The sequence below is a fragment of the Sphaerisporangium album genome (genome assembly GCF_003323745.1).
GTDB lineage: Bacteria > Actinomycetota > Actinomycetes > Streptosporangiales > Streptosporangiaceae > Sphaerisporangium > Sphaerisporangium album.
In genome coordinates this window covers 284553-308264 of sequence record NZ_QOIL01000005.1, presented here as the reverse complement: position 1 = coordinate 308264, position 23712 = coordinate 284553, and the positions used below count along the sequence as shown (strand labels likewise).

Sequence of the window (23712 nt, the reverse complement as noted above, 5' to 3'; positions counted from 1 at the left end):
CCGCTCAACGGGGTGTCCGGCGCCGCCGGACACCCGCGAGCGGGGGTCGGACGGGGCGCGCGGATGAGCGAGGAATCGGATCCACGGCTGAGGTTCGCCGAGCGGTTACGGGCCTTGAAGGACGCCGCCGGTGTCTCGGTCCGCGACCTGGAGATCGCCAGCGTCCGTACGCCACGGCGACGCGACGGCCAGGAGCCGTTGCGGCTGAAGCGCAGCACCATCGCCGGGATGATCAGCAGGACCCGGCCGGTGCTCCCGGAGCAGGAGCATTTCGAGGTCCTCGTCGACACCTGCGTGCGCGTCGCCGGGGAATCCGGCCGGCCGTTGCCCGGCGATCTGGGGGACCGCCAGGCGTGGGACGCGGCCTACCGCGAGCTGCTGCTGCGCATGGCCGGGGTGCGCAGCACCAACCGGGCGGCCACCGAGGCGGTCAGACGACTCCGGTCGGCGGGCGAACCGCCGGCCGCCGATCCCCGTGACGAGCCCGATGAGCCCGACGAGGTCAGCCCGTATCGAGGGCTGGAGGCCTTCGGTCCCGGCGACGCCCGGTTCTTCTTCGGGCGCAGGCAGCTGACCGGCAGCCTGCTGGACCGGGTCGCCGAGAAACGAGCCTCCCCCGGGCCGCTGATGGTGACCGGCCCGTCAGGATCGGGAAAGTCCTCCCTGCTGCGCGCCGGGCTGATCCCCGCGCTCAACAACCGCGATCCACCGCCGGACCCCGACCACACGGGCGTTCCGGTCCTGCTGTTCACCCCCGGGGCCGACCCGCTGACCGAACTGACCGGACACGTCGCCGCCCTCACAGCGGAGACGTCTCCGGACGACCTGGCGGAACGCGTCCATGCCGACCCCGGGCACCTGCGGGACGTACTCGGCCGGACGCCGGGCATCGCCGGCTCGCCACGCCAGGCCCGGGCGGTGGTCATCGTCGACCAGTTCGAGGAACTGTTCACCCTGTGCCCCGACGAGCAGCGGCGCCGATCGTTCGTCCAGGCGCTGGACGCCTTGTGCGCGAGCCCCTCCGGCGACGCCCCCGCCGTGGTCGTCCTGGGGATGCGCGCCGACTTCTTCGGCCACTGCACCGCCTACCCCCAGCTGCTCGCTGCGCTGGAACACCCCCTGGTCGTAGGTCCGATGACCGCCTCCCAATTGCGGCTGGCCATTGAAGGCCCGGCCGGTCTGGCCGGTCTCATGCTGCAAGAGGGCCTGGCCGACCAGGTGCTGGAAGACCTGCTGGTGGACGGCCTGGGCGATGACTCCCACCCGCACCGCTCCGATACCGAGGGCGTGCTGCCGTTGCTGTCGCACGCCTTGTTCGTCACCTGGCAGCACCGCGAGGGCCGCCGGTTGACCCTGGCGGGCTACCGCGCCGCCGGAGGTGTGGCCGGTGCCCTGCAACGCACCGCCGACGCCGCTCTCGACAGCCTGGATCTGGACGGCCGTCACCGGGCGCGCGCCCTGTTGCTGCGCCTGGTGAGATTGGGCCAGGCCACCAACGACACCCGGCAGCGCGTCCCCGTCCTCGAACTGCTCCCCCCGCCCACGACCCCGGAGCACGGCACCGTCCGGCACGTGCTCGACCAGCTGGTACGCGCCCGGCTGGTCACCGTCGACCACGATGCCGTCCAGCTCACCCACGAGGCGCTGATCCGGGCCTGGCCACAGCTTCGCGGCTGGATCGACGCCGACGGCGCCGGTCTTCTAGTCCGTCAGCAGCTCACCGAGGACGCGGCGCAGTGGCTGCGCCATGGCCGCGATCCGGCGTTCCTCTACCAGGGCACCCGGCTGGCCGCCGCCCAGGAGGCCAGGCAGAAGTGGGACGCCGATCCCGGCGGGTATCGTCCCCTCGACGCGGTCACCCACGACTTTCTCAAGGCGGGCACGCACGCGGCGCACCGCAGCGCGCGCCTGCGCAGATTCGGGATCATGGCCTTGGTCGTCTCGCTCATCATCGCGATCATCGCCGCGGCCGGCGCGGTCAATTCCGCCAACGACGCCCACCACCAGCGCACTCTGGCGCTGTCCCGCCAGTTGGCGGCACAGAGCGAAACCCTCAGCACGGCCGACCCGGTCGCCTCCACCCTTCTGGCGGTGGCGGCCTGGCGCATCGCCCCCACGGCCGACGCCCGCGTCAGCCTGCTCACGGCGATCGGCAGACCCGGCCGCGGAGTCCTCGCCGACCACACCCAGGACATCACATCCGTGGCCATCAACTCCGACGGCAGGACCCTGGCAAGCGCGGGCTGGGACAAGACGGTACGGCTGTGGGACATGGCCACGCAGCGTCCGATCGGAGCCCCGCTCACCGGCCACGACCAGGGCGTCCGGGCCGTGGCCTTCAGCCGCGACGGCAAGACCCTGGCCAGCGCCGGTGAGGATAGGACGATACGGCTCTGGGACGTGGCCACCCACCGCCCGATCGGAACCCCGCTCACCGGCCACGACGACGCCGTCAGCTCGGTGGCCTTCAACCCCGACGGCAAGACCCTGGCCAGCGGCAGCTGGGACAAGACGGTACGACTGTGGGACGTGGCCACCCACCGCCCGATCGGAACCCCGCTCACCGGCCACGACGACGCCGTCAGCTCGGTGGCCTTCAACCCCGACGGCAAGACCCTGGCCAGCGGCAGCTGGGACAAAACGGTACGACTGTGGGACGTGGCCACCCACCGCCCGATCGGAACCCCGCTCACCGGCCACGATGACACCGTCAGCTCAGTGGCCTTCAACCCCGACGGCAAGACCCTGGCCAGCGGCAGCTGGGACAAAACGGTACGACTGTGGGACGTGGCCACCCACCGCCCGATCGGAACCCCGCTCACCGGCCACGACGACACCGTCAGCTCAGTGGCCTTCAACCCCGACGGCAAGACCCTGGCCAGCGGCGGCGGCACCCCCATACGGCTCTGGGACGTTGCCACCCACCACCCTCTCGGAACCCCGCTCATCGGCCACGACGGGGGGGTCACCTCGCTGGCCTTCAGCCGTGACGGCAGGACCCTGGCGAGCGGCAGCCTCGACGACACCGTACGGCTCTGGGATATGGGTGTCCGTGGCGAGCTGGAGCCCCTTGATATGGACGGCGACGTCGACGACACCGTGGCCTTCAGCCCCGACGGCAAGATCCTGTTCGCCGAGATTTTCACCACCGCACGGTCAGGCGAGAGTCTCAGTGCCCTACGGCGATGGGATGTGGCCACGCACCGCCCGGTCGGAACCCCGCTCGCCCACGAAGTGGGCAGTTCCGTGGCCTTCAGCCCTGACCGCAACACCGTGGCCATCGCCGGCCTCGGACAGAACACGGTGCGGCTCTGGAACGTGGCCACCCGGCAACCGCTCGGAACCCTGATCGCCGACCGCGACCAGCAGATCATGTCCGTGGCCTTCAGCCCCGACGGCAGGACCGTGGCCACCGCCGGTGACGACAGAAGGGTACGGCTCTGGAACGTGGCAACCCAGCGTCCGATCGGGCCCCCGTTCACCGGCCACGACGGGTACGTGTACTCCTTGGCCTTCAGCCCCGACGGCAAGACCCTGGCCACCGCCGGTGGCGACAAGACCGTACGCCTCTGGGACGTGGCCACCCACCGTCAGCGGGGCACACCCCTGACCGGTCACGCCAGCCAGGTCGAGTCGATGGCGTTCAGCCCGGATGGGAAAATCCTGGCCAGCGCGGGCGGCTCGGTTCGCTTGTGGGACGTGGGCACCGGCCGTCAACGCGGCGCACCTCTGACCGGCCACGCCGCCGGAGTCCGCTCGGTGGCGTTCAGCCCGGATGGCTCGCTGCTGGCCACCGGAAGCGTTGACGAGACCGTGCGCCTGTGGGACACGGCCACCCACCGCCCTATCGGGACCCCGACCGCCGGCTACGACGAGGCCGTCACCTCGGTGGTCTTCAGCCCTGACGGCAAGACCATGGCCTTTGGAACCTTCGGCTCGACGGTGTGGCTGTGGCACGTGGCCCTGCCCACGGACCCGTACGCCACCGCCTGCGCCATCTCCCCGCGTTCTCTCACCCAGGAAGAATGGAACCTCTACGTCCCCGGCGAGAAGTTCCAGCAGGTCTGCCCCTGAATCCCACTTAGCTGAAGATCAGCTTGTAGCCGAAGCGGCGGAGACCCGCGAGGACTTCGTCGCAGTGGACGGGGCCGCGGGTCTCCAGGTGGAGCAGGACCTCGGCCTCGTCCAGGTGCAGGCGGGGGTTCACCCGCTCGTGGCCGACGTCCAGGACGTTCGCGCCGAGGTCGGCGAGGCGCGTGAGCAGGGTGGCCAGGGCGCCGGGGCGGTCGGGCAGGCGAATTCTGAAGGCGAGGTAGCGGCCGGCCACCGACAGGCCGTGGCGCAGCACCTTCGACAGCAGCAGCGGGTCGATGTTGCCCCCGGAGAGCACCACGACCACGGGCGGTTCGAAGGCGCGCGGCAGGTCCAGCAGGGCCGCGACCCCGGCCACGCCGGCGGGCTCGACCACGAGCTTCGTCCGCTCCAGGCAGAGCAGCAGGGCCCGCGACAGCGACTCCTCCGAGACGGTGACCACGCTGTCGACCAGGTAGTGGATCATCTCGAAGGTCGTGTCACCGGGACGGCCGACCGCGATGCCGTCCGCCATGGTCGAGGCCGGCTCCACGAGCACCGGGTGCCCGGCGGCGAGCGAGGCCGGGTACGCGGCGGCCCGCTCGGCCTGCACACCGACGATCCTCACCCCCGGACGCATCGACTTCACCGCGAGCGCGACCCCGGCCGCGAGCCCGCCGCCGCCCACGGCCGCCGTGATCGTGCCGACCTCGGGGAGCTGCTCCAGGATCTCCAGCCCGACCGTGCCCTGCCCCGCCACGATGTCCGGGTGGTCGAAGGGGTGGATGAAGACGGCGCCCGTCTCCTCGGCGTGCTGCCGCGCGGCGGCCAGCGCCTCGTCCACCGTGGACCCGGCGAAGATCACGTCGGCGCCGTACGCGCGGGTGGCCTCGACCTTGGGCAGCGGCGCGCCGTGCGGCATGAACACCATCGCCTTGCACCCGAGCAGCCCGGACGCCAGCGCGACCCCCTGCGCGTGGTTGCCCGCGCTCGCGGCCACGACCCCGCGCGACCGCTCCTCCTCGCTGAGCCGGGCGATCCGGACGTAGGCGCCGCGCACCTTGAACGACCCCGCCCGCTGGAGATTCTCGCACTTGAGGTAGACGGGCCCGCCGACCATCTCCGACAGAAGCCGGGAATGCAACATCGGCGTCTGGACGATCACGCCGTCCAGCAACTCACGTGCGGCGACCACGTCCTCGTAGGTCACCTCAGGGCGCGCCATGCCCGAAGTCTCCCACTCCCCATCATTCACCACCGCCACCGGGCCACCCTCATATGTCACCCCGTGAGAGGACTTGCCCGCCCCTGTCGTGCCGTACGCCTTCCGGACGCCGCACGGCACGACGGCACTCGGGTCAGCTTCCCGGCGGGGGCGTCGCGTCGCCGATGCGGAACGCCGACGGATCGTCGACCAGCCGGCACGGCCGGACCGGGCCGTCGGTGAGCCCGGCACTGAACTGCCAGGCGACGCCCGGATCGTCGGCGGTCGGCGTCCTCGGGTTCTCCGCGATGTCGATCACCAATGTCCACCCGGGCGCGATGCGGCGGGGGTAGATCGTGATGTCGTCCCGCAGCCGCACGGCCTTCCCGGACGGCCTGTTCTCCAACTTCTGGAGGACCGTGGCCCGTTTGGCGGGGTCGTCGCTCTCCATTTCCTCCTTGGTCGGCATGTTCGCCTGGTCTTCGGCCAGGGGCCGGTACCGGCTCACGTCGCAGCGCTTGCCCAGGGGCATGTACGCGATGTCGGCACGCACCCCCGTGGCGGCCAGATCCCTCTCCACCGTCTCCGGGGCGCGGAACTCGCGAAGGGTGAGGGTCACCGAGCCGTCGGCGTTCTTCGTCACCGCGTAGGCGGGGGATCCGGAACCGGTGGCCCACGGCACGGCGACCACCGCCGCCGCGGCCACTCCGACGACGCCCGCCGCCATCAGCAGCCTGCGTCCGGTCCTACGCCGAGCGGGGATGTGCTCCCCGGACGGCCGTACGGCCATCTGCGCCTTGAGCTCGCTAAGCAGTTTGTCCTCGAAAGTGCCGTTCATCTGAGTCCTTCCATCACGAGGGGCGGCACGACACCGGGAGCCCGCCGCAGCCACCGCCTGGCCCGGTGAAGGCGCACGCGGGCGGTGCCCTGGCGGATGCCAAGAGCGGAGGCGGCCTCCGTGAGGGTGAGCTGGTCGACCACGACGAGCTCCAGCAGCGCTCGCTCGCCCTCTGGCAGCTCGCCCATGGCGTGGAGCGCCTCACGCGCGGTGGCCTCCGCGTCGATCCGTTCCTCCAGGCGCGCGACGTCGTCCGGCTCCAGCAGCCGCCGGCCCGCGATGCGCCGGCCGGCCTGGAGCTCCCGCGCGGCCCGCCGTCGTTCGGCGAGCAGGGTGTTGCGCGTCACGCCGTACAACCAGGCCGTCTCGCTCCCCAGCGCGGGACGGTAGGTGTGCGCGGAGTCGATCACGGCGAGAAAGACCTCGGCCACGAGGTCCGCGACCGTGTGGGGGTCGTCGACGCGGCGGGCCAGGAATCGGGTCACCTCGTCGAAGTGCCGCCGGTAGAAGGCCTCGAAAGCCTCCGGATCTCCGGCCATCCCACCCGGCCCAGCCTGTTTCAGGCGCACCGGCCTCACTCCCTTCGTCGTCCGCTTACTTACACATCTGCTTGGACGAAGGCCCGCAAACCGTTACAAGCGCCGACGAGCACCCAGGCGACGAATCAGTAGGCGGGGCCGCCAGAGGCCACTGGCCTGCGCGATCGGGATGCCCTCAGTTGAGGGCGGCGGTGAGGCGGGTGTGGAGGGTCGGTTCGGCCTCGGGGGTCGTGTGGAGGGTTACGGTGAGGCCGGCCTCAGCGGCCTCGGCGAGGATGGCCAGCAGGGCGGCCAACTGTGTAGGGGGTTCGTCGGCGAGGAGGGCTTCGGCGTGGTCGATGGCCAAGGTCGCCTTCCCGGCGGCGGTCAGGTCGCGCAGCGAGTCGGCCAGGGCGTCCCAGTTGCGGCCGAAGTAGGCGGGCAGGCGCAGAGCCCGCGCCGCCTCCTCGAAGAAGGCGGCGCGGGTGCGACAAGCGCGCCCGTCCACGACATCACCGTGATCCCCGGCGGCGGGCGCCAGGGTGGTGGACACCGTCAGCCAGTGCGGCAGTGGACGTGCGGCGGATGTCATGGAGAGTCCTAGATCCGGTAGAAGTCGGTGTAGTGGTTGGGGGAGAACCAGGTGGCGCCGGTGCTGCGGTTCACAACGATGCGGTACGCGTCACGGGCCGCGCCGCGCGCCCGCGAGTAGACGTCGTACTCGTAGTAGGTGGCGCCGCTGGGAAGCTGACCCTCGCGGTTGTAGAACTGACCGCCAGTGTAGTTGTACCGGCCGTCGGGCCAGGTGTACCAGCCGGCGCTGGTCGGGAAGCCCTTGCCGGACCAGACGCTCCTGGCGTAGCGCGCGTCGGCGCAGCGGGACTGGGTGCAGGAGCTGTAGACCGCCGCGTCGGCGGGGGTGACGCCGGCCACGAAGGTCAGGGACATGAGGGTGGCGAGCAGGACGGTGAGTCGCGCGGGCCAGGCGAGCCGGGGGCGTTGCAGGGTGTGCACGAAGCCTCCTTGTGGGGGTGTTACGACACCCGTCAGGATCCCCTTTCAAATCGGGTCAGATATAGGCAAAGATCGCCAAAGCTACGGTGAACTTTTCGCAGCATCAAGGTATTAATCGGTCGAATTAGGATGACCCGCGCATACGGGCTGTTCCACCCCGTTCGTCCCCGTGATAAGGCGCCGCGCCCAGGATCGGCCCGGCGGACGACTCGTGAGGCGGGACGGGTCCGGCAGTGATCATCGGTTGCGACGGATCAGCCGGGCGCCCCACGTTCTCCAGCGGGCATGGTTCCTTTGTGTCTCAGCTTCCGCCGGTCGGCTGTGACTCAGCTTGCGCCGGTGGGCCTCGTGAGCGGCTTTCTCAGGCGGGGCCGGTCCAGTAGTGGTCCTCGGCGAGGACCAGGGCGGCGGCGCCGATCAGGCCGGCGTCCTGGCCGAGGGCGGCGGGGACGACGCGGACGCGGGCCGCGAACTCCATGCGGACGTGCGCGTGCAGAGTCCGCTCCAGGGGCTCGAACAGCAGCGGGCCCGCCTGGGACAGGCCGCCTCCGATGGTGACGAGGTCCAGGTCGCACATGTGGGTGGCCGAGGCGATCGCGATGCCGAGCGCGCGGCCGGCCCGGGTGAAGGCGCTGCGGGCGATCGGGTCGCCCGCGGCGGCGTCGAGGGCGAGCTGACGGCCGCTGGCCCCCGCGGCTTCGACGTACAGCCCTCCGGCCGCCGGGTCGCGATGCGCGGAGCCGGGGACCCAGCCCTGGGTGAGTGCCCAGGAGGCGAGGCCGGGGCCGCGGCTGATGGCCTCCAGGCAGCCGCGGCCGCCGCACTCGCAGTCCGGGCCGTCGGGGTCGACCACGACGTGGCCGATGTGCCCGGCGTTGCCCGTTCCTCCGTCGATCAGGCGGCCGCCGAGGATGAGGCCGCCGCCGACGCCCGTCGAGACGACCATGCCGAGCATGTTGTCGCTGCCCCGGCCCGCGCCGCGCCAGTGCTCGGCGGCGGCCACGCAGATCGCGTCGTTGTGGATGCGCACCGGCACGCCGGGAAAGCGCTCGGCGAGCCGGTCCCGCAGGGGGAAACCGCGCCATCCGGGCATGTTGAGCGGCGAAACATGACCGTCGGGCCAGCTCATCGGGCCGCCACAGCCGATTCCCACGCCGAGAACGTCAAGGCCCGGCACGCGCTGGACGACGGAGTCCACCAGCGCGGCCAGGGACTTCCAGAGGGTTTCCGCGTCGCCGCCGGGTGGGGTCGCGACGCGGTCGGCCACGATGATCTCCCCCGTGGCGCCGACGACGGCGGCGGCGAACTTGGTGCCGCCGATGTCGACCGCCAGGACCGCGCCGGCGCCCCCCGCCGTCGTGGGCGCCGCGTCGAGTCCCGTGCCGTGTGCCGTGTCCCGCCTCGCGTCGTATGTCACCTGAGCCCCGCCTCCCAGACGTCCCGGTGCAGGAAGATCTGCTGTGCGCTGTCCACGAACGTTCTCCGGGTGACCCACCGTACGGCGGAGCCGGATTCGCGGTGCCACTCCTCACCGACCCGGCGCCGGACAAGAGCACCGTAGCGAGCGGGAGAGGAGGGCACCCGGCGATCGTAAGTGGAGACCGCACCACTCCGTCGCGGGACCCACGTGCCCGCGATGTACCAGGATCACACGCCGGCCGGGCGGGGCGGGCGTCAGACGCCGGGCGGACGTGGATGTGGCGGGGCGCGGCGAGCTCGGCGGCCTGGCAGGCGTGCTGACGTGGCTGACGTGGCTGGCATGACTCGCGTGGCTGCGTGGCTGCGTGGCTGGGTGGCTGGCGTGGCGGACATGGCTGGGTGGCTAGGTGGCTGGGGTGGCTCGCGTGCCCGGGAGTGGCTGCGGTGGCTGGGGTGGCGGGCAGGGCGAATCAGGGGCGAAGCGTCAGGACGTCGGAGCCCAGAGCCTCAGGGACCACGGCGCCACGACGTCAGGGACGAGGGCGTCAGGCGTGGCGGGCGGCTCGCTCGCCGCCGCTGGGGCTGTTCTGGCCGCTGGAGAAGACCAGGATGGAGGCCGAGAAGCCGTGGACGTGGTTGTGTCCGCCGACCGGGCCGACCTCGCCCGCCGCGAAGAACCCGGCCATGCCGATCGGGCCCAGGGTGTCGCGCAGCGCGAGCGCGTCGTGGTCGGGGCTGCCGAACATGGCCGAGCCCCGGCCGTTGCAGGAGAAGAGCAGCGCCCCGTCGATGCGCCCGCGCTCCTCGACGTGCGCGTCGAGGAGCTCGTACAGGTCCTCGTCCGCCGCGGCGGCGTCGCGGACCTGGAAGCGGACGCTCTGGCCGATGTCGAGCACGTCGCCCACGGCCACGGCCTCGCGTTCGGGATCGATGCCGAGGATGCCGCGGATCAGGAAGTCGCCCCGCTCGTGGATCTCGGCGTACTCGTCCATGGCGATGCCGATCTGGAGACCGGAGGCCACCAGCTCCCTGTCGTCCTCGTCCAGGCCGCTGACGATGTCCTCCAGGCGGGCGAGCGCGGGCTGCCCGGCGAGTTCGAGCAGCAGGTTGTCCTCGGAGCGGGTGACGACCATGGTGGGGCCGATCGGGCGGCAGCCCTGGCTGACGACGGTGCTCACGTTGAGGGGGCCGCTCAGCATGACGCCGATCGCCCCTTCGGCGTACATCTCGCCGCCGGCGAACAGGCGGACCGAGCCCTGGCCGCGCATGCCGTTGGCGAGCCCTCCGACCAGGGGAAGGTCGCCGAGGACGTCGGAGGAGTGCTCGACGAAGGCGTCGGTGGGGAAGCTGTACGGGTCGGCGAGCAGGATGGCCACCCGGTCGTCGGGATCACGGTCGGGAAGACCGATGATCACGAAGCGGTCCTCCATGCGCAGGGTCTCCAGGACGAACGTCGTCACGCGGGCACCGTCGAGGCTGGCCGCCCAGGCGCTGACCGCCGAGGTGTGCTCGACGCCCTGGCTGTCGCCGATGACGCCGGTGGCGCTGCACCCGATGACCTGGGCCCCGGGCGCCATGCGCATGGCCCGCAGCCCGGCGCGGGACACCTCCTCTGGATCCTCGCCGCAGATGAAGAAGCACACGAGGTCCGGTGGTCCCGACAGGCCGGAGAGCGCCTGGCGCACCGCCTGCTCGGCGGCGGCCTCCAGGTCGGAGCCCACGGCGAGACCGTCCGCGAACCGGCTCGTCAGCACTGCCACACGCCTCGCCTCCCCTTCCGCGCGAGTCGTTGTGTGTCGCTGGGTTTTGACCCTCTTGGCCGGATTCTCCCCACTACGGGAGTAACAACGCGCGCGTAGCGTCACACAATGGTCAAGATCCGAAATGTGTATAAGCTGCCACAAGCTTCCCCCGCGACGTAGTCTCGATGCCGTGCATGAATCGCCCACACCGCGAAGTGAGACCCCGCAGGCCCGCACTCTGCGTGACCTGCGCGAAAGTGGACACACCTATCGCACGGTCAAGGCGGAGATCCGCGAGAACCTGCTCGCCAGGTTACGCGCAGGCGAGCCCAGATTCCCGGGCATCGTCGGATTCGACGAGACCGTGCTTCCCCATCTGGAGCGGGCCCTGCTGGCGGGACACGACCTGGTGCTGCTCGGCGAGCGCGGCCAGGGCAAGACGCGCCTGATCCGCACGATCACCGGCCTGCTCGACGAGTGGACGCCGGTGATCGAGGGGTGTGAGATCAACGACCACCCGTACGCGCCGGCGTGCGTCCGCTGCGTCAAGCTCGCGGCCGGGCGGGGCGAGGATCTGGAGATCACCTGGAAGCACCGCGATGACCGGTACGGCGAGAAGCTCGCCACGCCGGACACCTCCGTCGGCGACCTGATCGGCGACGTCGACCCGATCAAGATCGCGGAGGGCCGCACGCTCGGCGACCCCGAGACGGTGCACTACGGCCTCGTGCCGCGCACCAACCGGGGCGTCTTCTCGGTCAACGAGCTGCCCGACCTGGCCGAACGCATCCAGGTCTCCCTGCTCAACGTGCTGGAGGAGCGCGACATCCAGGTGCGCGGCTACAACCTGCGGCTGCCCCTGGACGTGCTGCTGATCGCCAGCGCCAACCCCGAGGACTACACCAACCGCGGGCGCATCATCACCCCGCTCAAGGACCGCTTCGGGGCCGAGATCCGCACCCACTACCCGCTGACGCTGGAGGACGAACTCGGCCTCATCCGCCAGGAGGCGGTCCTCAACTGGAAGTTCCAGAACGGGCAGCCGGTCCTCACCGAGGACGGGGGGGGCCTGAGCGCCGAGCTCCCCGACCACATCGTGGAGGTCATCGCCCGCTTCACCCGCCTGGTCCGGGAGTCCACGGCGGTGGACTCGCGCTCGGGCGTCTCGGCGCGCTTCGCCATCGCCGCCGCCGAGACGGCCGCGGCCTCGGCCGTGCGGCGGGCCGCGATCACCGGCGAGGAGCGTCCGGTGACCCGGGTGGCCGACCTTCCCGCAGTCGTCCCGACGCTGCGCGGCAAGGTCGAGTTCGAGGTCAGCGAGGAGGGCCGCGAGGTCGAGGTGCTCTCCCACCTGCTGCGCCGGGCCGTCGCCGAGACGTTCCGGGGCACGCTCGGGGGCATGGACCTGTCCGCGCTGCTGGACAAGTTCAGCGAAGGCGTCCAGATCGAGACCGGCGAGATGACCACCGCCACCGACCTGCTCCAGCGGATCGGCCAGATCAACGGGCTCGCCAAGATCATGTCCGCCGTGGGCATGGGCGAGGGCGACGAGTCGCCGGGGCACGCCGCCGCGGCGCTGGAGTTCGCCCTGGAAGGCCTCTACCTGATGCGGCGCCTGTCCAAGGACGAGGTGGACGGCGGGGCCGTCTACCGCACCTGAGACGCGTTTCCGGCGGGCGGCGCACCGGACTCCGGCGCGCCGCCCCGCGAGGCGTCCCCGGATCGGTCACTTCATCGCACATCGGACATCTGACGATTAGGCTGCCAAGAGATGAGCGGATACCGATACGGCGAGTACCACGACGGACCCGATCCGCTGGCACCGCCGTACGACGTGCGCGCCGCGCTCGACGAGATGGGCGACGCGATCCTGCAGGGCTCCACCCCCCTCGACTCCCTCCGCGACCTGCTCCGGCGCGGCCTTCCCGGCGCCCCGGACCGGCGCGGGCTGGACGAGCTGCTGCGCGAGGTGCGCAGGCGCCGCCGTGAGCTGAGCGAGCGCGGCAATCTCTCCGGCACGCTGGAGCGCGCCCGCGCGCTGCTCGACAAGGCCATCGGGCAGGAGCGCGCCGAGCTGTTCCCCGACCCCTCCGACGAGGCGCGGCTGCGCGAGACCGAGCTGGACTCGGTGCCGTCCGACACGGCGAGCGCCGTCCAGCGGCTCGGCTCGTACGAGTGGCGCTCGGCGGCGGCGCGCGAGACGTTCGAGGAGCTGCGCGACCTGCTGCGCCGGGAGGTGCTCGACAGCCGGTTCCGCGGCATGCGGGAGGCGCTGGCGAATCCAGACCCGGAAATGATGAACCGGGTTCGGCAGATGATGTCGGATTTGAACGACATGCTGGACCGGGACGCGCGCGGTGAGCACACCCAAAGCGACTTTGACCAGTTTATGGAGAAATATCGGGATTTCTTTCCGGAGAATCCCCGCAACCTCGACGAACTCGTCGACATCCTGGCCCGCCGCGCCGCCGCCGCCCAGCGGATGCTCGCCTCCATGACCCCCGAGCAACGCGCCGAGCTGCAGGCGCTGATCGACCAGACCCTCCAGGACGCGGGCCTAGCCGAGCAGATGGCCCGCCTCGGCCAGTCCCTGTACGCCCGCCGCCCCGACCTCAACTGGGACTCCTCCGAGCGCATGGACGGCGAACAGGGCCTCGGCATGGGCGACGCCGTGACCGCCCTGGAGGAGCTCGCCGACCTGAACGACCTGGAGGCCGCCCTCCAGCAGGACTACCCCGGCGCCCGGCTGGACGACGTGGACGAGGCCGCGATCCGCCGCGCCCTCGGCCGGTCGGCCGTGGACGACCTGGAGGCTCTCAAGCAGATCGAGCGCGAGCTGGAGCGCCAGGGCTACCTGCGCCGCCAGCGCGGCAAGCTGGAGCTCACCCCCAAGGCCGTACGGCGGCTCGGCGAGACAGCCCTGCGGCGGGTCTTCGACTCCCTGGACGCCGGGCGCAGGGGCGACCACGACCAGCGGGACGCGGGCGCGGCCGGCGAGCTGACCGGCTCCTCGCGCCCGTGGCGCTTCGGCGACGAGCAGCCCATCGACGTCGTCCGCACCCTGGTCAACGGCGTGCGGCGCGGCGGGACGGGCGGCCGGGTGTCGCTGTCGGTGGACGACTTCGAGGTGGCCGAGACCGAGCGCCGCACGGCGGCGGCGGTGTGCCTGCTGGTCGACCTGTCGTACTCGATGGCGCTGCGCCAGACGTGGGCGCCCGCCAAGCAGACCGCGCTGGCGCTCCAGGCGCTGGTGGCCTCGAAGTTCCCCGGGGACGCCGTGCAGATCATCGGCTTCTCCAACTACGCCCGGGTGCTCCAGCCGGAGGAGCTGGCGAGCCTCGAATGGGACATGGTCCAGGGCACCAACCTGCACCACGCCCTGTTGATCGCCGGCCGCCACCTGGACCGGCACCCGGACTTCGAGCCCGTGGTGATCGTCGTCACCGACGGCGAGCCGACCGCCCACCTGACCCGCAACGGCCGCTACTGGTTCGAGTGGCCGCCGTCCCGCGAGACGCTGGAGCTGACCCTCTCCGAGGTCGACAAGATGACCCGGCGCCGGGCCACGATCAACGTCTTCATGCTGGCCACCGACGAGCGCCTGAAGGAGTTCGTGGACGAGGTCGCCCGGCGCAACGGCGGGCGCGTCTTCTCGCCGAGCGCCGACCGGCTCGGCGAGTACGTCGTCAGCGACTTCCTGCGGTCCCGCCGCGCCCGCTGACGCCGCCGCCCTGCCCCCGCACTGCCCCCGCCCTGCCCCCGCCCTGCTCAACGCCGGATTTGCGGACAATCACCCTTATCGTTGCGGCGTGCCGGGAACGATGGAATCACCTGCATTACCGAGGCGCCCCGCCGACCGTGTTAATCGGTTGCCTATTCAAATGCAAGCGCCGAGGATATTCATTGGCAGTATGCCGACGACGGCCCCCCTGAGACGGTTCCACCGTTTCGCCTGTCGTGAAAGGAGGGTGCCATGATCGCGGCGGTCGCTCTCCTCTTCGTGATGGTCCTCACCGTCACGATGTTCGAGCTCTCCGTGAACAACCGCTTCCACGCCCCTCGCGAGAGGGACGAGGCGGGCGAGATCACCGAGTCCGCCTTGGGCGCGCCCGACGTCCCCAGGTCGTGAGATTGCCTGCGGTTGAGCCGAGACCGTTCCCTGGCTGATCACCCAGGCGATAGCCTCGGCGGCATGTCGTTCCTGGACAAGTTTCTGCTCTGGCTGCACATCGGCTTCGCCATCTTCGCGATCGGCCCGGTGACCGTCGCCACCAGTTTCACACCGCGCTACATCCGGGCCCGGGACGTCGGCGTGCTGCGGCACCTGCACCGCACCACGCGCATCTTCGGCGTGCTGACGCTCGCGGTGTTCCTCTTCGGGATCGCCCTGGGCCGCGCCGCCTTGTCCAAGCCCTATCTGTCCATCTCGATGACGCTGTTCATCGTGGCGGCGGTGCTCCTGGTCATGATCGAACGCGACCAGAGCACCGCCGTACGCGTGCTGTCGAACGAGATCCCCGAAGACGACGCCAAGGTGCAGACCGGCAGGATCGCCATGCTCTCGTCGATCATGGCCCTGATCTGGCTGGTGATCCTCGTGCTCATGGTCTGGTTCAACCCCTGAGCCGGGACGCGGCGGCGGGCCGGGCGCCCCTGTCCTAGGCGCGCAGTGCCTCGGTGAGGTCGGCCAGCAGGTCGCCGATCGTCTCGATGCCCACCGACAGGCGCACCAGGTCGGACGGCACCTCCAGCGCCGAGCCCGCCACCGAGGCGTGCGTCATGCGCCCTGGGTGCTCGATCAGCGACTCGACGCCGCCGAGCGACTCGCCGAGCGTGAACAGCTTGGTGCGGTCGCACACCCGCACGGCCTCGTCCTCGCCGCCGGCGACCCGGAACGACACCATGCCGCCGAAGCGCCGCATCTGCTTGGCCGCGACCTCGTGGCCCGGGTGGTTCGGCAGGCCCGGGTAGAGCACCTCGGTGACCCGCGGGTGCGACAGCAGCAGGTCGACGACGCGCTCGGCGTTGTCGCAGTGGCGCTCCATGCGCAGGGCCAGCGTCTTGACGCCCCGCAGCGTCAGCCAGGCGTCGAACGGCCCGGCCACGGCTCCCATCGCGTTCTGGTGGTAGGCGAGCCGGTCGCCGAGGTCCCTGTCGCGAGCCACCAGGGCTCCGCCCACGACGTCGGAGTGCCCCCCGACGTACTTGGTGGTCGAGTGGACGACGACGTCGGCGCCGAGCGCCAGCGGCTGCTGGAGGTAGGGGGACGCGAAGGTGTTGTCCACGACCAGCAGCGCGCCGGCCTGCTGGGCGATGGAGGCCAGCGCCTCGATGTCGGCGATGCCGAGCAGCGGGTTGGTGGGCGTCTCGACCCAGATGACCTTGGTTTCGGGACGGACGGCCGCGCGCACCGCGTCCAGGTCGTGCAGCGGGACCGGGTCGAAGAGCAGGCCCCAGCGGGCGAGCACCTGCGCGAAGAGCCTGTAGGTGCCGCCGTAGGCGTCGCCCGGGATGATGACGTGGTCGCCGGGCGCGCAGACCGCGCGCAGCAGGGTGTCCTCGGCGGCGAGCCCAGAGGCGAACGCGAGGCCGCGCGTGCCGCCCTCGATGGCGGCCAGGCATTCCTCCAGCGCGGTCCTGGTCGGGTTCGCCGAGCGGCTGTACTCGTAACCCGCCCGCAGCCCGCCGACGCCGTCCTGCTTGTAGGTGGACACGGCGTAGATAGGGGGCACCACCGCGCCGGTGTGCGGGTCGGCCTCCTGGCCTGCGTGAACGGCCAATGTCTCGAAACCTTCAATCATGCACCCACGCTATCGCCCCTTCCGGAGGACGAGCCCCTGCTCTCTCCCCTACGGCGCAAGGACGAGCCCGGGATCGGCCGATCGTCCGATGGCAGGAGGGCGAAACGTACTTAGTGTGGAGTCATCGTGGTGAACGTACCGGTCATGAAACGGACATGATCGCCGCGCGGCGGAGACGTCACGACCACACGGAGGCGGCTTCCGCCCGCGACGGCTGACGACGGGACCAAGACGATGCTCGACGTCATCGGCAGGCTCACCACCCGCCACGCCGGCTGGGTGCTCGCGGCCTGGCTCGTGGTGCTCGCCGCCGCCCTGGTCGCCTGGCCCGAGGCCCGTCCCGGCGGCTACGGCCCCCTGCCCGCCGGCCCGATCGGAGCGGCGGGGACGATCGTCGCGGCCCTGGTCCTGCTCGCCGTGCTCAGATCCCCCTCCGCGGCGCTCGCCGTCGTGCTGGCGGCGGTCGCCGCCCACGGCCTGTCCGCCGGGCTGCTCGCCGGCCTCGGCCTGTCCCCGGCCCCCGAGGTGTTCGCCTACGGCGCCGCCGCCGGGGCCGCCACGATGCTGGCCCACCGCGTCCGGGAACGCCTGCACGCGGCCGAGCCGCCCGCGCGGGCCGTCGTCACCGCCCTGGAGCAGGTGGGGGCGGTCGTCGCCACCTCGGGAGCCGCCTGGATGGCCGCCTGCGCCGCCCTCCCCCTCGGCGCCCTCCCTCGCGGCGCTCTCCCTCGCGGCCTCGGCCCGTCCCTGGCGCTCACGGCGGCGGTCCAGATGCTGGTCGTCCTCACCCTCGTGCCCGCCGTGCTGGCGGCGCTGGGCGGCTCCCTGGCATGGCCCGGGGGGCGGCGCCGTACGGGGCCGCCGTCCGCCCTCGCGCGGCTGGGACGGGCCGTCGCCGCCCGGCCGGGCGCGTGGACGGCCGTGACGGCGGCGCTGATCGTCGCGATGGGGGCGACCGGGCCGGTGCTGGTGCCCGAGCCGCTGCCCTTCACGGTGATGGCGGTCGCCGGGGTGCTGGTCGCGCTGGTGCTCGCGCTCGTGCTGCGGAGTCTGATCGCCCCGGTCTACCTGACCACCGGCGGGCTGCTGGTCGCGTGGGCCTCGGGGACGGCCGCTGCCGGGCCGGGCCGGCAGATCGCCGTGTTCATGTTCGCGCTGGTCATGAGCGTCTCGTCGGCGGTGCTGGTCCTGGCCAGGGTGCGCGCCGCCGCCCGCACCGGCAGCGACCCGAGGACCGGCTCGGCGCTCGCGGTCAAGTACGCGGGCCCGTCCGCCCTCGCCGCCCTGCTGGCCGCGGGGACGCTGGTCGCGGGCGCCTACGACGTGCTGTCGGGGCTGTGCCTGGTGGCCGGGGGCGCGGGGCTGGCGCTGGTCATCGTCCCCGGGCTGGCCGCGACGCTCGGCGGGCGGGCGTGGTGGCCGGACACCGCCCCGGGCGCCCTGAGCCCGGGGGCGGCACCCTCTCCGGAGCCCGTGGACGCGGGGGGCCTGGCCGGGAGGCGCTAAACGTCCTCGCGCGGGCCCCCGCGGCCTACCCGCGAGAGCAGCACGGGGTCGGCCAGGGCCAGAAGGGCGAACGAGCACACGCCGAGGATGAGCAGGATCACGCTGAAGATGGTCATTTCCCCTCCATTCGCCATCCAGCATCGCCAGAGGGACCCCGGCCGCGCCTCGCCAGGAAGATTGATATGACCACGAGCCGGTCGTCCGAATGGCCGATCCTGCAGTGCGCCGTCCGGTTTACGCTCGATGTCTGTGAGGGACGCCCCCCGAATCGTCTGGTGGATCCAGCGGCTCAGCGAGATCGCGCTGGTCTGCTTGCTCGGGGTGCTCCTGCTCGGCGACGTCGCGCTGGCCGCCTCCATGCGCTACGGGCAGCTCGCCGTCCCGCTCATCGGGCTGCTCGGTATCGGGGCCTACCTGCTGCGGCGGCGGTTCCGCGTCCAGGGCGTCGTGCTGCTGATGGCGGTATCGGTGACCGTCTCCGTCATCGCGTTCGCGTTCCGGTGGCGCGGCTTGCCCGGCTTCGCCGAGAGCGGGGCCCTGCTGCTGCTGACCGTCGGCGTGCTGCGCTGGGTGCGCCCGCTGCGGACCGCCGTCATCCTCACGCTGCTGTCGATGCTCACCCTGGAGCTGAACAGCGGCCTGCGCACCCCCGACAACGTGGCCGTCGTGTGGGGTTTCATGCTGTTCGTCCTCTGGGCCATCGCGATGGGCGTCGGCAGCTACCTGCGCTACCAGCTCGAACGCCGCGAGCAGACCGTGCACGCCGTTCGCAGGGCCGAACGCCTGGAGCTGGCCAGGGAACTGCACGATCTGGTCGCGCACCACATCACCGGCATCGTCGTCCAGGCGCAGGCGGCCAGGACCGTCGCCGCCCAGCGGCCCGACACCGTCGTGCCCGCCCTGGACGCGATCGCCGGAGCCGGGTCGGAGGCCCTGACGTCCATGCGCCGGCTGGTCGGCGTACTGCGCGCCGAGGACGACGCGGCGCGCAATCCCGGAGTGACGTTCCACGACCTGCGCCTGCTGGTCGAGCGCTTCGCCACCGGAGGCCCGCCGGTCGCCTTCGACATCGCCCAGGGCGTCAGCGAGGCGTCCATGGCCCCGGAGGTGCTCACCACCCTGCACCGCGTGCTGCAGGAGTCACTGACCAACATCCGCAGGCACGCCCCGGGCACCGGCTGGGTGCAGGCCGACCTCCGGCACGCCGAGGGCGGGGCCGTGCTGCGCGTGCGCAACCACCGGTCGGGCTCGGACCCGCGCGTCTCGCGGCTCGGCGGCGGGTTCGGCCTGGTGGGCATGAACGAGCGGGTCACCGCCGTAGGCGGCCGGATGTTCGCCGGCCCCACCCCGGACGGCGCCTGGGAGGTACGTGCCTGGTTCCCCGCGCCTAACGCCTAGCCTCCGCCCCCGGCGTGTTCGCGGCGTCCCTCAGGCGCCGCTGGCGAGGTAGGCGAGCAGGTCCTGGCGGGTGACCAGGCCGGCGGGCTTGCCGTCGTCGAGGACGACCGTGGCGTCGGCCTTCTCCAGGGCCTCGATCGCCACCGAGAGCGGCTCGCCGGCGCCGATCATCGGCAGCGGCGCCGACATGTGGTCCTGGATCGGGTCCTCGCCCGAGACCTTGCCCCGGTAGAGGCCCTCCAGCAGGTCGCGCTCGACGATCGAGCCGACCACCTCGGCCGCCATGACCGGCGGCTCCTCCTTCATGACCGGCAGCTGGGACACGCTGTACTCGCGCATGATGGCGATGGCCGTGCTGACCGACTCGTGCGGGTGCGCGTGGACGAACTCGGGCAGGCCGGGCCCCTTGCGGCCGAGCACGTCGCGGACCAGCCCCTCCTCGCTCGGAGTGGTCAGGAAGCCGTAGTCGGCCATCCAGTCGTCGTTGAAGATCTTGGACAGGTAGCCGCGCCCGCCGTCCGGCAGGAGGACGACGATGACGGCGTCGGGACCGGCCTCGGCGGCCACCCGGAGCGCCGCCACGACCGCCATGCCGCACGAGCCGCCGACGAGCAGCGCCTCCTCGCGGGCCAGGCGGCGGGTCATGCCGAACGAATCCTTGTCGGAAACCGCGATCACCCGGTCGGCCACCGTCGTGTCGTAGGTGGCGGGCCAGATGTCCTCGCCCACCCCCTCGACCAGGTACGGACGCCCGGACCCGCCGGAGTAGACCGAGCCCTCCGGGTCGGCGCCGATGACCTGCACGCGCCCGCCGGAGACCTCCTTGAGGTAGCGCCCGGTGCCGCTGATCGTGCCGCCCGTGCCGACGCCGGCGACGAAGTGGGTGATGCGCCCCTCGGTCTGCTCCCAGATCTCCGGGCCCGTCGAGTGGTAGTGGCTCGCCGGGTTCTCCGGGTTGGAGTACTGGTCGGGCTTCCAGGCGTTGGGCACCTCACGGGCCAGCCGGTCGGAGACCGAGTAGTAGGACTCGGGGTGGTCTGGCGACACCGCCGTCGGGCAGACGACCACCTCGGCGCCGTACGCCCGCAGCACCGCGATCTTGTCCTGGGCGACCTTGTCCGGCACCACGAACAGGCATCGGTAACCTCTGTCCTGGGCGACGATGGCCAGACCGACGCCCGTGTTCCCCGAGGTGGGCTCCACGATCGTGCCGCCCGGGCGCAGCGCGCCCGAGCGCTCCGCCGCCTCGACCATGCGCAGCGCGATGCGGTCCTTCACGGAGCCGCCGGGGTTGAAATATTCCACCTTGGCCAGAATCTGGCCCGGCACGCCGGCGGTGACCTTGCGCAGCCGGACGAGCGGGGTGTTGCCCATCAGCTCGATCAGCGAATCGTGTACGCGCACCGGGAATAACACCTCATTTAACGAAGCTTTGTCAGCTTACCGATGCCGGAGTTCCGAGGGGTCAGGTGGTCGTCCAGCGTGTTCAACTCACACCGTACCGTCACGACTACCGCCTCAAGGGACAGGCGGCCGCGAGCCACGCCCCACGCGTACCGGTGCGGCCGCGATCATAGTGCTCAAGACAGGCCACAACCCAGAAAACCAGCCAGGAACCACGTAAGCCGAGGTCACTGCACCCCTAAACCAGGACGGAACCAAGCAACGGCGTAAATAACGACCAAGGAAGGGGACACCGGGGATGGTGATCTGGACGCCGGGGACCGCTCGGGCGGCCCGCCGGATCGCGACCGCAGCCGCGCTCGGGGGCGGTGGCGTGACCGCGCTGGGGGTGGCCGTCTACGGTCTGCTCCTCGCGGAGGCGCAACTCGCGCGCAAGACGGTCGGACGCCCGCACGGAATGGACGGGCCGGCCGCCGACGGCCTCTACGGCACCTGGGCCTGTGACGGGCCGGCCCAGCCGATCGACATGGTCATGCTCGGGGACTCGACGTCGGTGGGCCTGGGCATGACCGACCCGAACACGACGCCCGCCGTGCTGCTGGCCGGGGGCCTGGCGGCGGTGGCCGAGCGGCCCGTGCGGCTGCACGTGTTCGGGCGTTCCGGGGCGGTCTCGGCCGACCTGCCCTTCCAGGTGGACCGGGCCCTGCGCACCAAGCCCGACATCGCGGTCATCTTCGTCGGCGCGAACGACGTGACGACCCAGACCAAGCCCGCCCTGGCCGTGGGGCACCTGAAGACGGCGGTGCGCAGGCTTCGCGAGGAGGGCGCGGAGGTCGTGGTCGGTACATGTCCAGACCTCGGCACGGTTCGCCCGATCGGGCAGCCGCTCCGGTGGGTGACGCGGCGGTGGAGCCGCCAGCTCGCGGCGGCGCAGACGGTGGCCGTCATCGAGGAGGGCGGGCGCACGGTGGCGTTCGCCGACGTCCTCGGGCCGGAATTCGATACATACCCGGGCGAGATGTTCGGACCCGATCGATACCACCCATCTGTGCGAGGTTATCAACAGTCCGCTAACGTAGTGCTACCGTCTGTATGCGCTGCGTTGGGGTTGTGGCCCGAGCCTGAATCCGAGCGCGGCGAGGCATCCCAATCGATTTACCTCGCGGCGGCCATCGCCGCGGAGGAGCCCGGCACCGAGGTCACCGCGACCCGCGTCGCCGGCCGCGCGACCGGCCCCCAGGGAAGATGGGCCGCGATCCTTCGCCGTCGGCCGGGGGCCATGCCTCGTAGCGCCTGATGACGGTCACCCTCCGCGGCAGAGTCGTCACTCTGCCCACATTGGAGTGCAATGCCCGTGTTCCGGCCCCTCACGAAACCGGCCTTGGCGCTCGCCGGGGTGCTCGCCCTCACCGGCTGCTCCACCAGCACGGCGGCCACCGAGGAGACTCACCGCACCTGGCGCAACGCCGAGGTGAACGCCGTCAGCCGAGCCGCCGTGGCCGCCGGCGTGGCCACCCTCACCTCCATGAGGCCGGACGGCTCGCTGGAGACCGCGGCCCTCGACCTGACCAGCGGGAAGAAGCTGTGGACGCACCCGGCGGCCATCGCGGGACGGCTGCCGGGCATGGGCGTGCAGCCGCCCGCCGCCGTCCCGACCGCCCCCGGCCAGGCGGTCGTCGCCGCGGTCGCCCCGGCGGGTAAGCCCGGCGCGGGCCGCAAGTGGAACGCCGCGCTCGTCGCCCGTGACGCGCGCACGGGGCGGCAGCTGTGGAGCCGCCCGGTGCACTCGACCTTCGGCCCGCAGCGCTGCGGCGGCTACCTGTGCCTGTCGGAGAACACCGCGCTGGCCTCCGCGCGCATGGTCGTGCTCGACCCGCTCACCGGCGCGGTGCTGTGGAAGGCGCCCGGCATCGCCGAGGTGGAATGGTCTGACTCCTCCAAGGTCGTCATGCTCCACCTCGCCACGCATCCCGTCCTCGCCTCGCGCGACCTGAAGACCGGCAGGCCCGCCTGGCAGCTCCCCGTCGAGCAGGCGCTCAGCCCCGGCGTCGACCTGTCGGGCGGCTGGGCCTTCGGCGCGTCGGGCGGCGACCTCGTCGGGTACGTCGCGCCGTACACCCCTCCCGGCAAGAAGAAGACGTCCTCCTTCGGCCTGTTCTCCGTCGCCCTCGCGGACGGCACGGTCAACTGGCTCCGGCCGTCGGTGGTCCGCGTGTACCCGAGCGGCAGCCCCGGTTACGCCCCCGTGGTCCGCCCGGTGGACGAGCGGGGGCAGTACGGCGGCTTCGCCCGGCTCGACCCGGCGTCCGGCCGCGTGCTCGGCCAGATCACGGCCGACCAGGTGCCCGGCACGGGCTGGTGGCTCGCCTTCCCCGGCGACATGGCGCGGGTCGACTTCCTCAAGCCCGGCGCGTCCGGGGCCGCGTTCGAGCTGCCCTCGGGCAAGCCCACCCCCGTGAGCGGCCGGCGCGGCTGGTCGTTCTGCGTCACCGACCCCAAGCCGCTGCCGCTCGCGGGCGCGCCCGGCGGCTTCTACTCGGTGGCGTCGCTGTGCGAGTTCGACCTATCGACGGGCAGGCGGGTGTCCGGGTCCGGGGCGCCGCCCGTGTGGTTCACCGGCAGCCAGGACGGCTGGCGTCTGTGGCGGGACGAGAAGGGCGCGGTGAACGCCGTGGAGGACGCGAAGGCCACCGCTCCCGGCATGTACGGCTGACCTCGGGTCACGTGCCGCGCCGAGGGCCCCGCGGCGGATTCCGGGGCCCTCGGGCTTTTGCCGTACATAGTTCTGTTTCTTGGC

The 23712-nt window shown here is 71.8% G+C and carries 18 protein-coding genes; 9 read left to right on the top strand and 9 right to left on the bottom strand.

The features are described 5' to 3' along the window. The first annotated feature begins 63 nt into the window (after window positions 1–63). Entirely contained in the window at window positions 64–4074 is a 4011-nt protein-coding gene (locus DQ384_RS11370) for a WD40 repeat domain-containing protein (protein ID WP_114028688.1), read from the top strand. Between the two features lie 7 nt (window positions 4075–4081). Here DQ384_RS11370 and ilvA read toward each other — a convergent pair whose 3' ends face one another. The 7 genes from ilvA to DQ384_RS11335 all read right to left on the bottom strand — a co-directional run bounded on the left by ilvA (window position 4082) and on the right by DQ384_RS11335 (window position 10824). Then, complete coding sequence (gene ilvA, locus DQ384_RS11365; RefSeq protein ID WP_114028687.1) at window positions 4082–5296, bottom strand: threonine ammonia-lyase; 1215 nt, start codon at window positions 5294–5296, stop codon at window positions 4082–4084. A 133-nt stretch (window positions 5297–5429) separates the two neighbouring features. Continuing rightward, window positions 5430–6113: a hypothetical protein gene (locus DQ384_RS11360; RefSeq protein ID WP_114028686.1), complete on the bottom strand. Its 684-nt coding sequence runs from the start codon at window positions 6111–6113 to the stop codon at window positions 5430–5432. Further along, entirely contained in the window at window positions 6110–6682 is a 573-nt protein-coding gene (locus DQ384_RS11355; RefSeq protein ID WP_245966381.1) for an RNA polymerase sigma factor, read from the bottom strand. Before DQ384_RS11355 ends, DQ384_RS11360 begins: the two co-directional genes overlap by 4 nt. Before the next feature lie 145 nt (window positions 6683–6827). Then, the gene (locus tag DQ384_RS42140; RefSeq protein ID WP_220182891.1) at window positions 6828–7223 is read right to left on the bottom strand and encodes a barstar family protein; all 396 of its coding nucleotides are present in this window, start codon (window positions 7221–7223) and stop codon (window positions 6828–6830) included. Between the two features lie 8 nt (window positions 7224–7231). After that, complete coding sequence (locus DQ384_RS11345) at window positions 7232–7645, bottom strand: ribonuclease domain-containing protein (RefSeq protein ID WP_220182890.1); 414 nt, start codon at window positions 7643–7645, stop codon at window positions 7232–7234. Window positions 7646–8006: 361 nt separating this feature from the next. After that, window positions 8007–9062, bottom strand: coding sequence for an ROK family protein (locus tag DQ384_RS11340; protein ID WP_114028684.1), 1056 nt, complete (start codon window positions 9060–9062; stop codon window positions 8007–8009). A 547-nt stretch (window positions 9063–9609) separates the two neighbouring features. Next, a complete protein-coding gene (locus tag DQ384_RS11335; RefSeq protein ID WP_245966380.1) occupies window positions 9610–10824 on the bottom strand; it encodes an FIST signal transduction protein in 1215 nt (404 codons plus the stop codon). A gap of 124 nt (window positions 10825–10948) precedes the next feature. Here DQ384_RS11335 and DQ384_RS11330 point away from each other — a divergent pair, with 124 nt between their 5' ends. The 4 genes from DQ384_RS11330 to DQ384_RS11320 all read left to right on the top strand — a co-directional run bounded on the left by DQ384_RS11330 (window position 10949) and on the right by DQ384_RS11320 (window position 15430). Next, window positions 10949–12466: a sigma 54-interacting transcriptional regulator gene (locus tag DQ384_RS11330; RefSeq protein ID WP_114028683.1), complete on the top strand. Its 1518-nt coding sequence runs from the start codon at window positions 10949–10951 to the stop codon at window positions 12464–12466. 111 nt (window positions 12467–12577) lie between these two features. After that, on the top strand, window positions 12578–14527 hold the full coding sequence (locus DQ384_RS11325) for a vWA domain-containing protein (RefSeq protein WP_114028682.1): 1950 nt from the start codon (window positions 12578–12580) through the stop codon (window positions 14525–14527). 252 nt (window positions 14528–14779) lie between these two features. Further along, window positions 14780–14935 carry a hypothetical protein gene (locus tag DQ384_RS41195; protein ID WP_181871154.1) on the top strand — a complete coding sequence of 52 codons (156 nt, stop codon included), beginning with the start codon at window positions 14780–14782 and terminating at the stop codon, window positions 14933–14935. Window positions 14936–14998: 63 nt separating this feature from the next. Continuing rightward, entirely contained in the window at window positions 14999–15430 is a 432-nt protein-coding gene (locus DQ384_RS11320) for a hypothetical protein (RefSeq protein WP_114028681.1), read from the top strand. 34 nt (window positions 15431–15464) lie between these two features. Here the strand turns inward: DQ384_RS11320 and DQ384_RS11315 are convergent, their stop codons facing one another. Continuing rightward, a complete protein-coding gene (locus DQ384_RS11315) occupies window positions 15465–16607 on the bottom strand; it encodes a cystathionine gamma-synthase (RefSeq protein ID WP_114028680.1) in 1143 nt (380 codons plus the stop codon). 234 nt (window positions 16608–16841) lie between these two features. Between DQ384_RS11315 and DQ384_RS11310 the strand changes: the two genes are divergently transcribed. After that, window positions 16842–18113, top strand: coding sequence for an MMPL family transporter (locus DQ384_RS11310; RefSeq protein ID WP_114028679.1), 1272 nt, complete (start codon window positions 16842–16844; stop codon window positions 18111–18113). A gap of 249 nt (window positions 18114–18362) precedes the next feature. Beyond that, window positions 18363–19511, top strand: coding sequence for a sensor histidine kinase (locus DQ384_RS11305; protein ID WP_114028678.1), 1149 nt, complete (start codon window positions 18363–18365; stop codon window positions 19509–19511). Window positions 19512–19541: 30 nt separating this feature from the next. On the opposite strand, the gene DQ384_RS11300 is transcribed toward DQ384_RS11305, so the two are convergent. Continuing rightward, window positions 19542–20915 (bottom strand): cystathionine beta-synthase, encoded by a 1374-nt coding sequence (locus DQ384_RS11300; protein WP_114028677.1) that lies wholly within the window; start codon window positions 20913–20915, stop codon window positions 19542–19544. 298 nt (window positions 20916–21213) lie between these two features. On the opposite strand from DQ384_RS11300, the gene DQ384_RS11295 reads away from it, so the two are divergent. After that, a complete protein-coding gene (locus DQ384_RS11295) occupies window positions 21214–22212 on the top strand; it encodes an SGNH/GDSL hydrolase family protein (RefSeq protein WP_114028676.1) in 999 nt (332 codons plus the stop codon). A gap of 51 nt (window positions 22213–22263) precedes the next feature. Continuing rightward, window positions 22264–23628, top strand: coding sequence for an outer membrane protein assembly factor BamB family protein (locus tag DQ384_RS11290; RefSeq protein ID WP_114028675.1), 1365 nt, complete (start codon window positions 22264–22266; stop codon window positions 23626–23628). The last annotated feature ends 84 nt before the right edge of the window (window positions 23629–23712 follow it).